Below are 15,840 nucleotides of genomic sequence, written 5' to 3'. Positions count from 1 at the left end.
GGGGGGTCGCGGCGCGGGGGGGGCCCCACCCCCCCCCCCCCTTCCGGCCCCTGGGCGCCCCCCCCCCCCCACACCCGGGGGGGGTGCGCCCCCACCCCCGCCGGGGGGGGGGGGCCCCCCCACAACCGCACCCGGCCCACTCCCAGCGCCGGACCGGCCACCCGCGACATGCTCGCGAGAACTCCGGGATTACGCCACAGCGCCGCAGGCATCACGCTGCCGAGACCGGTCATCACCACCGTCGCCGGCGATCGGCCCAGCTCGATATCCCATTCGAGCTCGCCGGGCACCTGCACAGTCAATCCGAACGGACCTGTCCACTCCACCGCGATCTGGGCGACCCGTGCCTGCGCCAGCGCCGAGCTGTAGTAGCGGGCGCAACTCTCCCTCGGGGACACACTGCTGTAGATCACCCAGTCTCCGGCCGGGTCGCGGTGCCACACCGAGGCGTATCCCGGCCCGACAGAGCTGGCGGCGAAATGCCGGAAGGCGAGATAGTGCCCGCTGGCGAAGGGCTGCCCCATGACGCCGTACCCGGCGAACCGCTCGGCATCCGCACCGGCCGGGAGGGCGCCCCCTGCCTCGGCGATGGATCGTGGATTCCTGGCCACGGCCGTCCTCCTCGTTGAGCTGAGCCCGGCTCAACCCTACGGCCGCGAGCTGCGTGAATGGCCGTCCGTGCCCGAATCGGCACGGAGCCGGCCACACTGCACCCGATATGTGATCTCGGGACCACCGCCCGAGCTGCGTGCGGCAGACCCGTCACTGTGTTGTCCCCGGCCCCGAGCGAGGTGCCATCTTCTCGACGGTGCTCGACACCGTTGCTCGCTGCGGTCGGCACTCATCCGACGTCCCGGCGGACGACATCTCGGCCATGGGCGCGAGCCAGGCGCGCCGGGTCGAGGTCGAGGCGGCGCAACAATTGCGCGTTGAGCGCGACGACAATGGTGGAAACCGACATGAGCACCGCGGCGACGGCGGGAGAGATCGCGATACCCGCGAATGCCAGCACTCCCGCGGCCAGCGGGACGGCGATGACGTTGTAGCCGGTGGCCCAGAGTAGGTTCTGCCACATCTTCCGGTAACTGGCGTGGGACAGTTCGATGATCGAGAGCACCGCGCGGGGGTCGTTCGCGGCGAGTACGACACCGGCGGATTCGATGGCGACATCCGTGCCGGCCCCGATCGCCACGCCGACGTCGGCGCGGGCCAGGGCGGGCGCGTCGTTGACGCCGTCGCCCACCATCGCGACCTTGTGCCCGCGGTTGTGCAGTTCGGTGACCTTCGCGTCTTTGTGTTCGGGCAGTACTTCGGCGAACACCTCGTCGATTCCGAGGTCGGCGGCGACGGCGTCGGCGACCTGACGGGCGTCACCGGTGATCATCGCGACCTGTACGCCGCGGTCGTGCAGCGCGTCGACGGCGCGGCGGGATTCGTCGCGGACGGCGTCTTCGAGTGCGACGGCGCCGAGGACGCGGTCACCGTGGACGATGTGCAGCACCGAGGCGCCGCGTTGTACCCAGCCGCGGGTGATCGTGGTGATGTCATCCGGTACCGGCAACCCGGACTCGGCGAGCATGGCCGGGCCGCCGACGGTGACCTCGGTGCCGTCGACGACGGCGCGCACCCCGCGTCCGGGCAGTGAGCGGAAATCGCCGGCGGTGAGTTGTTCCGATACCGGAACCCGGGTTTCGGCTGCGGCCACGATGGCCCGTGCAAGGGGGTGTTCGCTATCGGCTTCGACGGCCGCAGCGAGCGCGAGCAAGTGCTCGTCGCTGATGCCGGTAGTGGCGATGAGCCCGGTGAGCTGGTGGCGTCCCTGGGTCAAGGTGCCGGTTTTGTCGAACAGCACCACATCGACGGTGCGCATGTGCTCGAGCGCGAGACGATCTTTGACGAGTACTCCGGCTTTTGCGGCGCGTTCGGTCGATATCGCGATGACCAGCGGGATCGCCAGGCCCAGGGCGTGGGGACAGGCGATGACGAGGACGGTCACCGTGCGCACCACCGCCTCGTCGAGATTGCCGAGCAGCGCCCAGATCACGAAAGTCAGTGCACCGGTGCCGGCAGCGAAATAGAACAGGAACGCGGCGGCTTTGTCCGCCAGCGCCTGGGCGCGCGAGGAGGAGGCTTGGGCGTCGGCGACCATGCGCTGGATACCGGCCAGCGCGGTGTCCTCGCCGACCGCGGTGACCCGCACCCGCAAGGCGCTGTCGGTAGCGACGGTGCCGGCGACCACGGTGTCGCCGATATCGCGGGTGACGGTCTTGGACTCACCGGTGATCATCGATTCGTCGACCTCGGCCCGGCCGTCGGTGACCGTGCCGTCCGCCGGTACCCGGGCACCGGCACGCACCAGCACCAGATCATCGCGGGACAACTGTGCCAGCGGGACCTCGGTTACACCGTCGCCCGTGACTTTCTCCGCGGTATCGGGCAGCATCGCGGCCAGGGCGTCGAGCGCACTGGACGCCGAGCCCAGCGCCCGCATCTCCAGCCAGTGCCCGAGCAGCATGATGACGATGAGCAGGGCCAGTTCCCACCAGAAGTCCAGCTCGAACCCGCCCAGCCCGAGGGTGGTGATCCAGGACGCGACGAACGCGACCGTTATCGCCATGGCGATCAACAGCATCATCCCGGGTCGGCGGGAACGCAGTTCGCTCCAGCCGCCGGTGAGGAACGGCGTCCCACCGTAGACAAAGATCACCGTGCCGAGGACCGGCGGGATCCACGAGGCACCGGGGAATTCCGGCAGGTGGTAGCCCAGCAGCTCGGTGACCATATGGCTGAATCCGACTACCGGCAAGGCCAGGATCAGGCTGATCCAGAACCGGCGCCGGAACATCTCCCCGTGTGCCCCGTGCCCGGCATGCCGATCGTGGCCACCGCCTTCGGTATGACGGCTGTGCCCGGGACGGACATCGGAACCGGCCTGGCCGGCGGACCGGTCCCGAGTGTCCGGGGGTGGGTTCTGTGTGGACGTGCCGTGTTCGTGCCCGGCCGGTGCGGGGCCGGGGTGCCGGTGCTCTGGATGCGACATCGAGAAGCCTCCTGACTGGTCGACCGGGGCCTGCCTGTCCTCATCGTTCATCTTCCATCGTGGCAGCGATCTCGCCGGCCGACAGCGAGGGCTGGACCGGCCGACTCTTCCGGCTGTGACCGGTCGAGCCGATACAACCCCGCGGCCGCCACCGCTCCGATGAGGCCGAGACCGGCCCACACCGCCCACTCCGCTCCGGCGGCTCGTGCGGCCCCGACAACGGCGCCGGTGGCGAGGTTGCCCGCCAGGATCCCGATTCCCACGATCGTGTTGTAGAAGCCGTAGTGCGTGGCCACCAGTTTGCCGTCCGCGAACGAGACAACAGTATCCATTTCGAAGGGAAACACCGCGGCGGTTCCGACCGCGAGCACCGCCGTGGACAGGAGCAATGCGACGATCGCGGCGGCGACACCGAATCGCCCGGGCCCGGGCACCACGAGCAACGGCAGGAACGCCGCGGCCAGTATCGCCATACCCACCGCCAAGCTACGCCCTGTCCCCCAGCGCGCCTCGAACCATCCGGTGATCCGCAGCTGCCCGGCCACGGCGACCACACCGGACACCACGAACAACGCCGAGACGAGCACTTGTGATTGCGCGCCTGCCAGAAATTCGGCCTGGAGCGGTAAGGCCAGATACACCTGGAACGACAGCACATACGAGCCGATCATCGTCAGCGAGAACAACAGGAACCGGCGATTCGCCGCCACCGCGCGCCAGTCCTGCAGCACCGACGTCTGTTCGGCGGGCTTCTGCTCGCGCCGGGGCGGAAGAGCGGCCAACTGGGCGACGGTCAGCGCCGCGAATACAACGGCCGCGGCGGCCGCGGTAACCCGGAAATCGAGGAACATCAATGCCAGGCCCACCAGCGGTCCGGCCAGGATCCCCGCCTGATAGAAGATATTGAATACCGCGAACGCTTCCACCCGGCGTTCGCCGGTATCGGCAGCCAGGTAGGCGCGTACGGCGGGGTTGAACAATGCGCCGGCGAACCCCGTTGCGGCGGAAGCGATCAGCAGTCCGGGCAGCGAGGTGGCGAAAACCAGCAGAGCGAAGCCGCCGGTACGCAGCAGACAGCCCGCGACGATCAGTGGTTTGTAGCCGAGCCGGTCGGCAAGGGTGCCGCCGATGAGGAACATGCCCTGCTGGGAGAAGTTTCGTACCCCCAGTACGAGGCCGACCGCCCACGCCGCCAAGCCCAGCGGTCCGGCCAGATACCCGGCCAGATACGGCATCAACATATAGAAGCCCAGGTTGATGCCGAACTGGTTGATCATCAGCAACCGGGCGGCCAGGTCGAAGCTGCGGAAACTCCTGAGTACGGTCACGACGCGCCCCCTCCTACCAGGTCGACGGTGTGCGGGTCGACGACAGTGGTGCAGCGGGTCCACGAGCGCACCACTCGCTGCCCCGGATGCGCGATGATGTCCGGTTCGATCGGCGGATCGGTATCGAGCAGACCGTGCTCGCGGCAGTAGTCGTCGTTGTAGATGGTGTCGAAGTAGCGTTGCGGTCCGTCCGGGAACACTGCCACGATCCGGGTGCCGGCCGGCTGGGTCCGCGCGGCCCATCCCGCGACCAACGCGACCGCCCCGACACTCCAGCCGCCGGTGGCATAGTGCGTGCCGGCCAGCGTCCGGCACGCCCACACGGCTTCGGCCGGTGCCACCCAGTGCACTTCACGAAAGGCCGAGTAGTCGACATTGCGCGGGAAGATGCTGGACCCCAGCCCGCGCATGACTCGCGGGCCGGCGGGCTGGCCGAAGATCGTGGAGGCGACCGTATCCACGCCGATCAGCCGCAGGTCCGGATCGAAGCGGCGCAGCACCCGCGCGACACCCGCGGAGTGGCCGCCGGTACCGACCGCGCACACCAGCACATCGACCCCGCCCAGCTGCTGTATCAGCTCCAGCCCGAGAGATTCGTATCCGTCGATGTTGTCGGGATTGCTGTACTGGTCCGGGCACCATGCCCCGGGTTCGGCCGCCATGAGTTCGATGACACGGTCGCGGCGTGCTTGTTGCCAGCCCCCACTGGGGTGCGGTTCGGCCACCAACTCGACGCGGGCACCGTAAGAGGCGAGCAGGCGATCCACGATCGGCTCGAGCCCCGGATCGGTGACCACCGTAACGGGATGGTGGTACACCGCACCGGCCAGCGCCAGACCCAACCCGAGAGTGCCGCTGGTGGATTCGATGATGCGGGCCCCCGGCGCCAAGTCTCCGCGTTGTTTCGCCCGCTGGATCATGTGCAGGGCGGGCCGGTCCTTCATCCCGCCCGGATTGAAACCTTCCAGCTTCGCCCAGAAGCCGCGGCCGGCGGGCGCCAGCGGCTCCCCGATCCACAGCACGGGGGTGTTGCCGACCAGCGAACTCGATTCCCGCGCCGGAGCAGGCGGGGCGAGCACAGTCGAAGCAGGTCCGGCAGGCTTACCGAACACGACATCGTTCATGATTTTTGTCGCTTTCTGTATCCGAACCGCCACACAGGGCGGGTCGAGACGGTGAGCAGGCAGCGAACACCGGCCGTCGACACAGATGTCGCGGCCTGGCGCTGACCGATCAGCGTCGGGAGATACAGAAATTCGTGAGAATGGCTTGTCCGTTCAACACCGGTAACCCACGCCCCGGCGGTCCCCGGATTCCCCGCGCGCCGGTGTGGACCACGGCGATCGCGGCGACGGTGGCCATTCCGATCAGCACCGTCCACAGCAGCGGCTGGGCGGCCGCACCGCCCGAAGGCAACACCGATTTCTCGACGCAGTGGATCATGTGCTGATCACAGTGGTCGAAGTGATTGCTCATACCGTGAAGGTGACCGACGTAGGCGCTACCGACGGCCGGCGCCGCCGTTGCCGCGGCAACCGGGCTGTGCTCGTCTGCCAGGTGCAGGGTGCAGTCGACGATCGGCGCGATGAGCAGCACCGCCATAGCCAGTGCCACCGATATGCGTCGCAGACGGGCGGAAACGGTCACCGCGGACCACTCGGTTCCGGGTCCCGGCCGCCCGGTATCGGGACCCCGGCCTCCGGAGACGATGCGCGCCGGTGTCGACCATGATCTGCGCGTTCGCGCTGTACATCGACCTGCCCGAATATCCCGGCCACCGCACCACCTCCTTCTCTGCGCCCAAATGTTCTCGCGCCGAAGCCGTATCGGCGAAGTAGACCGCAACGGTCGCGAATCAACCTACTCGCCGACGACATCCTCGCTCACCATCCCGTGAGCAGGACCACCGAGGATGCCCGGCCATGAGAATGGCGCAACCGGTACGCGGTGGACTGCTCACGGAGGCGAGCAGTCCACGCCCCCGGCCGCGACACGGAGATCGACCCGGCCGGGGTTCACTCAGGCGACGACTCGGTAACCGGCTGCTTCCACGGCGTTCCTGATGGCATCGGGGTCGACCTCGGCACCCGATTCGACGGTGACCCGGCCGGTGGCCGGATCGGCGTCGACACCGGTGACACCGGCAAGTGCGCCAACCTCTTTGCGGACCTTGGAAGCGCAACCACCACAGGTCATTCCAGCGACGTTGATGATCGAGGTACTCATATCGTTTCCTGTCGATCTGGTGAATATCCGCGGACCGATCCGGAATGGCGCGGTCCGCGGGGGACATCTCCATAGATACAGTACCCCCGTTAGGTATGCAATCCGGCAAGCTCGTGGCGCCGTGGACTGCATCTTCGGACCCGGCGGTCGGGGCACGATTGATCTCGAGACGTCCGAATGGCGGTGCGCTCCGTCAGGTCTCTGTCGGCCGTGCACCTGCTTCTCCGGTGGCGGTCAGACGTCGTAGTCGCCGACGGGGTGGGGGAAGTCGGCGCCCGTGACATCGACAATGGCGAAAGGTTCAACTTCGGTAGACGCCCGGAGCTCTGGCGTGCGTGGGGCACCGAAGGGGCCGGGCCATTCGGGAGGATAGTCGAGTTCGACTTCCTGAAAGTGCCGCTTGTCCATGACGTGAACGTGGCCGGTATATCCGCCGAGGTCGGCGGTGTCGGCCCCCTTGATGTTGTATGTGAAGCCGCCATCCTCGGTCGGACGGTACTGGCAGCGGACTCGGCCTTTGAACAGTGACAGGAACATGGGGACGTCGTAGCTGGTATCGGCACAGATAGCGGGTTCACCATCGGGGTGGCGTCGGCCCGTACGATCCACCCAGGTCATTTGACGCGGCTCGAGCCGAGAAATAGGTGCGGCACTGCCGTGGAAGACAATGTTGTCGCCGTAGCGTGCGACCAGTTCGTCCAAAGCTCGTCGACCGCTGAGCATCAGAGGCCCGTCGTCTCCAACCTGGGGCACCTCGGGGCGGGGTACGGCGCGGGCGGGGTCGCGGTCTGGAGTGGCGGCGTCCTGGAACAGCGACTTCGCTTTCCGTTCCTGAGCATCAAGGATCTGCCCGACCGTGCGCGAGGTTTCCGCCGCATCGGTGATGATCTCGTTCAGTTTGGCGCTCAGTTGATTGAAGTCGCCCGTCAAGCGTTCGACGATCTGCCGGCAGTCGGCGGCGGGCTTCGACATGTGCGTCCTGCGCGTCTTCCCGCTCTGATCTTCCTCCAGCTGGCAATCACCGAGTGTAGTGCCCTCCGGCCCAACGGTATTCCCACCTGCCGTGCGGCCCTGGTCGCTGCGAGCATTCGTGAACTCGGCGCGCGGCCCAGCGTCAGATCGAGTCCACCACACCGTCGCTTGTACGGTACCCCTGTTGCGTATAAATCAGTACCGCCTCGACGTGGACCACCCAGGCCGTACCGGATCAGTAACACGCTCGGGCATGATGCGCACCGACTCGGGGACATTCCCGAATCCGATGATCACACTGGGGTTTCATGCCGTCGGCGCGTTTACCACATTTCTTCAGCTAGGCCACGGTCAAAGATTTCACCAGGTCGAGCATCTCGGCGTGGTGCAGCGCGGCAGGGTCGCGTGCAACCGCGTGAATGTGGCCGTCGATCTCCAGGGTTACCAAGCCGTGCATACGACCCCAGACCCGCAGTGCGAGGGCGGCCGCGGCGGGTGGCACATCCGGGAGATCTTTCCGGATCTTTGCGACGTAGTCGGGGTGCAGGTCGGACCAGGAGGCCTCCACGGACCGACGGCATCGGCCGTCGAGCCATACGGCGGCCACCAAACCGGTGAGGCTGCGGCAGACGCGGCGTGCAGTTTGGTCCACCGGCCCGCCCGCAGGTGGCTGGTATCCAGGGATGGGGTGCCCGTAGAAGAGCCGGAAGCCCTCCGGGTGTGCCAGCGCCCATTCCCTCAGTGCCTGCCCCCATGCCACCAGCCTGCCGCCGGGGTCGGTATCGGGCACCGCCTGGGTGGCGGTCTCCAGCGCCTCTGCCAGCGATGCACCGATTTCGCTGATCAGGGCCGTGATCAAGTCGTCCCGAGTGGGAAAGTAGCTGTAGATCGCGCGTGCGGTCATCCCCATCTCCCGGGCGATGCCGCGCAGCGAGATCGCTCCAGGTCCTGCGTCGGTCATCTGCCGCAGCGCGATGGTCTTGATCTCCCGACTGGTCTCGGCGCGGAGGCGCTCCCGACGGCTCAGCACATTCGCACCGGATTCGTTGCCCACCTTGACAGGTTACAGGGCGTCAATATTCTTATGCGTGCCATAACTACACGCCGTGTCCGTGATTGGAACCGCATGCCCGCTTACGTCATAGTCAACGTCGAGGTGCTCGACGAGGAGGCCGGCTGGGCCTACGCCCCGGTAGCCCAGAAGTCGATCCTCAGTCATGGTGGCCGCTACCTGGTGGCCGGTCCCACGCCCGAACCGGTTGAGGGCACTTGGGATTCACCCCGAATTCTCGTCATCGAGTTTCCCGATATGGATCGGATCCGGCAGTGGTACGACTCGCCCGAGTATCGGCAAGCCCGGCAGATACGGAAAGGGAAAGCTCGGGTACAGATGTTGTTCGCCGAGGGCTCGCCACCCGAAGGGTTTTCGCTCCCGGCCTGAGAACGAACGTCAGCCGCGAGCCATATCGACGAAACGCGAAAGGTGCAGCTGGTGCGCCACGGTGATCGTGGCGGTCGGCCCGTTGCGGTGTTTGCCGAGAATCAAGTCGGCCTCACCGCCACGAGGATCGTCGCGTTCGAACGCATCTGGCCGGTGCAACAGGATCACCATATCCGCATCCTGTTCGAGCGACCCAGATTCACGCAGGTCGGAGACCTGCGGACGCTTATCTGTCCGTTGTTCCGGCCCACGGTTGAGCTGACTGATCGCGACCACCGGAACTTCCAATTCCTTGGCCAGAAGTTTGAGATGCCGGGAGAATTCGGAGACTTCCTGCTGCCGTGATTCGACCTTCTTACCGGAGGTCATCAGCTGGAGATAGTCCACCACAACAAGTTTGAGATCATGCCGCTGCTTGAGCCGCCGCGCCTTCGCCCGGATCTCCATCATCGTCAGGTTCGGTGAATCGTCGACGAACAGTGGCGCTTCACTGATTTCGCTCATCCGCCGCGCGAGTTTGGTCCAGTCGTCGTCACTCATCCGCCCGGATCGCATATCCCCGAGCTTGATCTTCGCCTCGGCCGAAAGCAGACGCATGACGATCTCGGTCCGGCTCATCTCCAGCGAGAAGATCACACTCGCCAGTCCGTGCCGAATCGAGCAACTGCGCATGAAATCCATTCCCAGCGTGCTTTTACCCACACCGGGTCGAGCCGCGACGATGATCATCTGGCCCGGATGCAGGCCGTTGGTGAGCTCGTCGAGTTCGGAGAAACCGGTGGGTACGCCGAGGGAGATACCGCCGCGGGAGGCGATGGAGTCGATCTCGTCCATGGTCGGCTGGAGGAGTTCCTCGAGCGGGAGGAAGTCCTCGGAGGTCCTGCGTTCGGTGACCTCGTAGACCTCGGCCTGGGCCCGGTCGACGACCTCGGCGACGTCCTGGCCGTCGGCGCCGGCATAGCCGTACTGAACGATGCGGGTACCGGCCTCGACCAGGCGACGCAGAATGGCCTTCTCGGCGACTATCTCGGCGTAGTAGCCGGCATTGGCGGCGGTGGGGACAGTCTGGGTGAGCGTGACCAGATAGGGGGCGCCGCCGATGCGTTTCAGCTCGCCGCTGCGGTCCAGGCCCGCGGCTACGGTGACCGGGTCGGCCGGCTCCCCGCGGCCGTAGAGATCGAGGATGACATCGTAGACCGCCTGATGGGCGGGGCGATAGAAATCGCCGGAGCGCAGCACCTCGACCACATCGGCGATGGCGTCCTTACTGAGCAGCATGCCGCCGAGGACCGACTGTTCGGCGGCCATATCGTGCGGCGGCTGACGCCCGAAATCCTCACCGGGCGGCTCGGGTGGGAAGTCCGTGTGCCCGCGGTCATCGACGACTGCCATCCGACTCGACCGTCCTCTCCTCCAGACCGGACGCACCCCTGTACCGATTGGTTCTACCGCACGGGTCCGACAATTTCGCCGGGGTGGGAAGTGTCTGTGACCAGTGTTCAGACATCCCAGCTATCACCCAGATAGATCCGCTCCGCCGGCTTCCGGCGGAAGCGTCGACGTGGTGCTGCGATGAACCTAGGCGAGGTTCTATCCACATGCCAAACAGCCCTGTGGATAAACCTGTGGATAGCCTGGGGATAGTTCACCCCTTGTTGTGTACAACTTGTGGATAACCTGGGGAAAACGCCGGTCAGGACGGAAAAATACCCAGCTAGACACAGGTTTTGGCCGTCATCACAGTGTGGATAAACAAAGTCTCGGCGTGTCGGAGTTGTTGAACAGCCGGGCGTGTTGAGTTAACAGACAAGCGAACAGCTATGAGGTGGATCACAATACATCCGGTCGGTTTTTTGATTGATCCACAGGATCCACATCCTGTGGATAACGCGGACACGCCAAAGAAGGACCTCGACGGCGCGGCCGCGAGCGTCCATCCGTAAACGAAACCAGCGAACTGCTGGCTAACACCCCCGAAGAACAGAGCACACCAACCGGAGATCACGCGACTGCGTGACCTCCGGTCGAAGCGTGCCGATAACTGCGGTCAGCCCGCAGCCACGACCTCCAGGGCGAATTTCGCGGCGACATCAGGGTGCAGGTGCACCGTGACCTGATGCTTACCGGTGGCCTTGATATGCGACTTCGGCAGTTCGATGCTGCGCTTGTCCAGCACCGGCCCACCGGCCGATTTGATCGCCGCTGCGATATCGGACTGAGTGACCGAACCGAACAGCTTGCCGGTGCCGGCGGTCTTGACCGAGAGCGACACCGACTCCAGATTCTCGATCGCCTGCTTCAGTTCGTTGGCGTGGCCGAGGTCGCGCACCCGGCGGGCCTCCTGGGCCCGGCGGATTCCCTCGACCTGCTTCTGGGCACCACGGGTGGCGACGATCGCCAGCCCACGGGGCAGCAGGTAGTTACGGCCGTAGCCGTCCTTCACCTCTACGGTATCGCCGGGAGCGCCGAGATTGTCGACGTCGGCAGTCAGGATGAGCTTCATATGCTTGACCGACCTTTCTCAGCGAGCCGTCGAAACGTAGGGCAGCAGCGCCATCTCACGCGAGTTCTTCACCGCGATGGCGATATCGCGCTGATGCTGGACGCAGTTGCCGGTTACCCGGCGGGCGCGGATCTTGCCGCGCTCACTGACGTACTTGCGCAGCAGCGGCGCATCCTTGTAGTCGATATTGACAGGTCCGGTCTTGCTTTCTTTGCAGAAAGTGCAAGCCTTCTTCTTGAGCACCTTTTCGCGCGCCGGTGCCTTGGCCATTTTCGTTCACTCCGTTTTCTTGGTGACCCGCCGACGCGGGTCTGTGCGGGCCGTCTCAGAACGGCGGTTCATCGTCCATCCGGCCGCCGCCCCCGAAGGAGCCGGCCGCGGGCGCGCTACCCCACGGGTCTTCCGCTGCGCCCTGTTCGGACCGTCCGCCGCCGCTGTTGCCGGCGTTGTAGTTTCCACCACCACCGCTGTTGGAACCGAATCCACCACCGCCGCCACCGCGACTGGTCTTGTTGACCTTCGCCGTGGCGTACTTCAGCGACGGACCGACCTCGTCGACCTCGAGCTCGACCACAGTGCGCTTCTCACCCTCGCGGGTTTCGTAGGAGCGCTGCTTGAGCCGTCCGCTGACGATCACGCGGGAGCCCCTGGTCAGACTTTCGGCGACATTTTCCGCCGCGTCGCGCCAGATATTGCACCGCAGGAACAGCGCCTCGCCGTCTTTCCACTCGTTGGTGTTCCGGTCGAAGATGCGGGGCGTCGAGGCGACGGTGAAATTCGCCACTGCCGCGCCCGCGGGCGTGAATCGAAGCTCGGGATCGGCCGTCAGATTTCCGATGACCGTGATGACGGTATCGCCTGCTGCCATGGTGGGTTCCTCCTGCTCGGTGTGCAGTCCGAGTGCACTCGCTGTTTGCGCTAGAGCCTAGAGACAGACTCCGACGAAACCGCGGTACCGCCGGAACTACTTTTCGTTGCGCAGAACCTTGGTGCGCAGCACCTGCTCGTTGAGGCCCAGCTGGCGGTCGAGTTCGCTCACCGTGGCGGGCTCGGCGGTCAGATCGATGACCGCGTAGATGCCTTCGGCCTGTTTGCGGATCTCGTAGGCGAGCCGCTTACGGCCCCAGATATCGACCTTGTCGATTTTCCCGCCCTCGGTGCGGACAACGCTGAGCATATTTTCCAGGGACGGCCCGACGGTGCGCTCGTCCATGCTCGGATCGAGGATGACCATCACTTCGTAATGACGCACGAACCAATCACCTCCTGTGGTCTGGATTCGGCCACGGACGGTCCGTGGCAGGAGGTCGTCGCGTCAGCAACCGGGCAAGAGTACCTGAGGGGGTGGGTCACCACGAAATCGATCCTGCCGACTCGGCGGCCGTACTCCGGGCACCGTGGAAGCCGTTTCCCGGTATCGGGAAACAAGTGGAATTCCGCGTCGATACAGCCGGGTCCAAGCCGGTATTACCGGCCGTCCCTCGGGGACCGGAGCTCGCTCTCGGTCGTGCTTTGCCGCGCCCGCGACCACTAAGGTGATCGGTATGTCGATCGTAGCGGCCGCGCGCGCGTTCGCGACCGGTCGCGTTTCCCGGCAGTCAGCGGTGATTGCGGCGGTCCTGCTGTGCGCGATCACACTCACGGTGGCGTTTCTCAACAAGGCCCGCTGTGCCGGAGCGCCATTTCGGGCGGACGGCCGCAGTGTCGCGTTCGACTATGTGAAGGACGCCCGGGTCTGCTACTCCGATATCCAGTTCCTCTGGCTGGGGCGTGATATCGATCAGCATATTTTCCCGTATGTACACGGCGGCATCACCGCCGACGGATCACTGATCGGCGGAGCCGTCGAATACCCGGTGCTCAGCGGATTGCTGATGTGGCTCGGCGCCCTCGGTGCGGACAACGACGCGATGTTCTTACTGTTTTCGGCGCTGCTGCTGGCTCCGTTCGCCGTGGTGACGGCGTGGCTGCTGGCCCGGATGGCCGGCCGGGCCGCTCTGTTGTGGGCGGTGGGGCCGCCGCTGGTGCTCTACGCATTCCACAACTGGGAACTACCGGTCGTGTGCACGACCGTGGCCGCGATGGCGGTGATGGTGCCGGGTCGGCGGCCGGTGCGGTCGCGGGCGATATTCGCGGCGGTACTTCTGGGGCTCGGATTCTGTTTCAAGATCTATCCGGCGATTTTCGTGCTCCCGTTGATGTTGTATGTACTGACCGGCGGTGACCGAGAGCCCGGCGAAAACGGCCGCACCCGGCTCGATATCCGCGGTGCACTGTGGACCGGTGGCGCCGCGGCGGCCACCGTACTGGCGGTGAATCTGCCCTTTGCGATCGCCGGATACGACGGCTGGCGGGCATCGATCGAATTCCAGCAGCAGCGCCAGGCAGATATCACCACGAACTCGATCTGGTTCTGGGGGCTGCGGCCGTTGTTCGGTACCGATCGGGTCGGTACCGCGGCCTTCGCCGATACCGTGGCGATCGCGTCACCGATGTTGATCATCGCCTCGTTCGCCCTGGCGTTGTGGATCGGGCGCCGCCGGTATCTCGAAACGGGTGTTTATCCGTGGATCGGTGTCAGCGCGGCGATGCTGTGTGGATTTCTCCTGTTCCACAAGGTGCATTCCCCGCAGTACACGCTGTGGTTGATTCCGTTCCTGGTCGTCCTGGCCGTGCCGTGGCCGGTGGTGTGGAGCTATCTCGTCGCCGACGTCGCGATAGGAGTGGGAGTCTTCCGCTATTTCTATGCGATGGGCACGGGGCATTCCGTCGAGTTGATGGAGGCGGTGGTGCGCTTCGGGGTGTGGGGCCGGGCCACCTTGCTGGTGTTCCTGTTCTTCCTTTTCCTCAAGGTCCCGCTGCGCAAGCCACGTGAGTGGATGACCCCGGTCGCGGCACCGCCGGGCGGGTCCGACCCCGGGCCGGCAATCGCGCCGGCGAATCGGTTCCAATAAAACTAGAACGTGTTACATTCAAGGTATGGCACCTGTCGGATCCGTGCGCACGCACCGCCCGCACCCGCGGCACGCGGCGCTTTCGGGTCCGCGAGGTGACAGCGGCCGGATCAGCCGCCGCGCGGCAATTATGTAACTTGTTCCAGGCATAGGGAGACCAGCAGCGCCATGCGTACCGATATCTGCGACCGGCTGGGGATCGAGTTCCCCATCTTCGCCTTCACCCACTGCCGCGACGTGGCGGCCGCGGTCAGCAACGCCGGTGGTCTCGGCGTACTCGGCGCGGTCGGGTTCACGGCCGAACAGCTCGAGGTCGAGCTGGCCTGGCTCGACGAACACGTCGGCGACAACCCCTACGGTGTCGACCTGGTGATCCCCTCCAAGTACGAGGGCAAGGGCATCGACGGACTCTCCCCCGAAGAGCTCGAGGCCGAACTCGCCAAACACGTACCGCAGGGTCATCGCGATTTCGCCGAGAAGATCCTGGCCGATCACGGCGTGCCGAAGCTTCCCGAGGAGGAAGTGCACCCGCAGTTGCTCGGCTGGACCGCCACCACCGCCGCGCCGCAGGTCGAGGTGATCCTGAAGCATCCGAAGGCGAAACTGGTCGCCAATGCACTGGGCACTCCGCCGCCGGAGTTCGTCTCGCAGATCCAGGAATCCGGGCGGCTCATCGGCGCACTGTGCGGTTCGGTGAAGCATGCCCTGAACCACAAGGATGCGGGCCTGGACTTCGTGGTGTGCCAGGGCACCGAGGGCGGCGGACACTGCGGTGAGGTCTCCTCGCTGGTGCTGTGGCCGCAGGTCATCGACGCCGTAGGCGATCTGCCGGTGCTCGCGGCGGGCGGTATCGGCGACGGCCGCCAGGTCGCGGCCGCCATGGCGATGGGCGCCGCCGGCGCCTGGACCGGTTCCATCTGGCTCACCGTGGAAGAGGCCAATGTGCCGCCCGCGCAGATGAAGACCTATATCGACGCCACCAGCCACGACACCATTCGTTCCCGCGCCTGGACCGGTAAACCGGCCCGGATGCTGCGCAACGACTGGACCGATGCCTGGGAGTCCGCCGACAACCCGGATCCGCTGCCCATGCCGCTGCAGATGATGGTCGCGCTGGACGGTGTGAAACGCGGCCACCGGTACCCGGAGGCCGCCAAGGACGTGAACTTCAACCCGGTGGGTCAGATCGTCGGCATGATGAACAAGACCGAGCGTTCGGCCGACGTGATGAATCGCCTCATCGAGGAGTACGTCACCGCCTGCGAACGCCTGAACAAGCTCAACGACGCGGGGTGATCACCACGTTCGGCTGGGCGGGGATTTTCCCGGTGCGGGCAACGAAGGGCCCGGTGCGCCCGGAGGTTTCGAACTGCCGG

The 15,840-nt window shown here is 65.8% G+C and carries 16 protein-coding genes; 3 read left to right on the top strand and 13 right to left on the bottom strand.

What is annotated here, in order from left to right:
• The 8 genes from QH195_RS34840 to QH195_RS34805 form a co-directional block, all read right to left on the bottom strand.
• Positions 1-611, bottom strand: a 611-nt coding sequence (locus QH195_RS34840; protein ID WP_280438513.1) for a hypothetical protein, incomplete at its 3' end; no start/stop codon positions are given.
• A gap of 230 nt (positions 612-841) precedes the next feature.
• The gene (locus QH195_RS34835) at positions 842-3,040 is read right to left on the bottom strand and encodes a copper-translocating P-type ATPase (RefSeq protein WP_432278381.1); all 2,199 of its coding nucleotides are present in this window, start codon (positions 3,038-3,040) and stop codon (positions 842-844) included.
• 47 nt (positions 3,041-3,087) lie between these two features.
• Entirely contained in the window at positions 3,088-4,368 is a 1,281-nt protein-coding gene (locus QH195_RS34830) for an MFS transporter (RefSeq protein ID WP_280438512.1), read from the bottom strand.
• Positions 4,365-5,492 carry a PLP-dependent cysteine synthase family protein gene (locus QH195_RS34825; protein WP_280438511.1) on the bottom strand — a complete coding sequence of 376 codons (1,128 nt, stop codon included), beginning with the start codon at positions 5,490-5,492 and terminating at the stop codon, positions 4,365-4,367. Before QH195_RS34825 ends, QH195_RS34830 begins: the two co-directional genes overlap by 4 nt.
• Positions 5,493-5,601: 109 nt before the next feature.
• On the bottom strand, positions 5,602-6,015 hold the full coding sequence (locus tag QH195_RS34820) for a hypothetical protein (protein ID WP_280438510.1): 414 nt from the start codon (positions 6,013-6,015) through the stop codon (positions 5,602-5,604).
• A 372-nt stretch (positions 6,016-6,387) separates the two neighbouring features.
• Positions 6,388-6,594 (bottom strand): heavy-metal-associated domain-containing protein, encoded by a 207-nt coding sequence (locus QH195_RS34815; protein ID WP_280419722.1) that lies wholly within the window; start codon positions 6,592-6,594, stop codon positions 6,388-6,390.
• A gap of 234 nt (positions 6,595-6,828) precedes the next feature.
• Positions 6,829-7,566: a hypothetical protein gene (locus QH195_RS34810; protein ID WP_280438509.1), complete on the bottom strand. Its 738-nt coding sequence runs from the start codon at positions 7,564-7,566 to the stop codon at positions 6,829-6,831.
• 340 nt (positions 7,567-7,906) lie between these two features.
• Positions 7,907-8,620, bottom strand: a complete 714-nt coding sequence (locus QH195_RS34805) for a TetR/AcrR family transcriptional regulator (protein ID WP_280438508.1) — start codon at positions 8,618-8,620, stop codon at positions 7,907-7,909.
• Between the two features lie 72 nt (positions 8,621-8,692).
• Between QH195_RS34805 and QH195_RS34800 the strand changes: the two genes are divergently transcribed.
• Positions 8,693-9,007: a DUF1330 domain-containing protein gene (locus QH195_RS34800; protein WP_280438507.1), complete on the top strand. Its 315-nt coding sequence runs from the start codon at positions 8,693-8,695 to the stop codon at positions 9,005-9,007.
• Between the two features lie 9 nt (positions 9,008-9,016).
• On the opposite strand, the gene dnaB is transcribed toward QH195_RS34800, so the two are convergent.
• The 5 genes from dnaB to rpsF form a co-directional block, all read right to left on the bottom strand.
• Positions 9,017-10,399 (bottom strand): replicative DNA helicase, encoded by a 1,383-nt coding sequence (dnaB, locus tag QH195_RS34795; protein WP_280419718.1) that lies wholly within the window; start codon positions 10,397-10,399, stop codon positions 9,017-9,019.
• A 655-nt stretch (positions 10,400-11,054) separates the two neighbouring features.
• Complete coding sequence (gene rplI, locus QH195_RS34790; RefSeq protein ID WP_280419717.1) at positions 11,055-11,510, bottom strand: 50S ribosomal protein L9; 456 nt, start codon at positions 11,508-11,510, stop codon at positions 11,055-11,057.
• Between the two features lie 18 nt (positions 11,511-11,528).
• Positions 11,529-11,780, bottom strand: a complete 252-nt coding sequence (gene rpsR, locus QH195_RS34785) for a 30S ribosomal protein S18 (protein ID WP_033246575.1) — start codon at positions 11,778-11,780, stop codon at positions 11,529-11,531.
• Between the two features lie 55 nt (positions 11,781-11,835).
• Positions 11,836-12,378 (bottom strand): single-stranded DNA-binding protein, encoded by a 543-nt coding sequence (locus QH195_RS34780; protein WP_280419716.1) that lies wholly within the window; start codon positions 12,376-12,378, stop codon positions 11,836-11,838.
• Positions 12,379-12,474: 96 nt separating this feature from the next.
• Positions 12,475-12,762, bottom strand: a complete 288-nt coding sequence (gene rpsF, locus QH195_RS34775; RefSeq protein ID WP_280419715.1) for a 30S ribosomal protein S6 — start codon at positions 12,760-12,762, stop codon at positions 12,475-12,477.
• Between the two features lie 292 nt (positions 12,763-13,054).
• Here rpsF and QH195_RS34770 point away from each other — a divergent pair, with 292 nt between their 5' ends.
• Both QH195_RS34770 and QH195_RS34765 read left to right on the top strand, forming a co-directional pair.
• Positions 13,055-14,464 (top strand): glycosyltransferase family 87 protein, encoded by a 1,410-nt coding sequence (locus QH195_RS34770; protein ID WP_280438506.1) that lies wholly within the window; start codon positions 13,055-13,057, stop codon positions 14,462-14,464.
• A 168-nt stretch (positions 14,465-14,632) separates the two neighbouring features.
• On the top strand, positions 14,633-15,760 hold the full coding sequence (locus tag QH195_RS34765) for an NAD(P)H-dependent flavin oxidoreductase (protein ID WP_280419713.1): 1,128 nt from the start codon (positions 14,633-14,635) through the stop codon (positions 15,758-15,760).
• The last annotated feature ends 80 nt before the right edge of the window (positions 15,761-15,840 follow it).

Origin of the sequence: Nocardia carnea (assembly GCF_029868855.1) — a bacterium.
Classification (GTDB): Bacteria; Actinomycetota; Actinomycetes; order Mycobacteriales; family Mycobacteriaceae; genus Nocardia; species Nocardia carnea_A.
The sequence above is the reverse complement of the archived record's forward strand: the minus strand, read 5'-3'. Positions and strand labels throughout refer to the sequence as shown.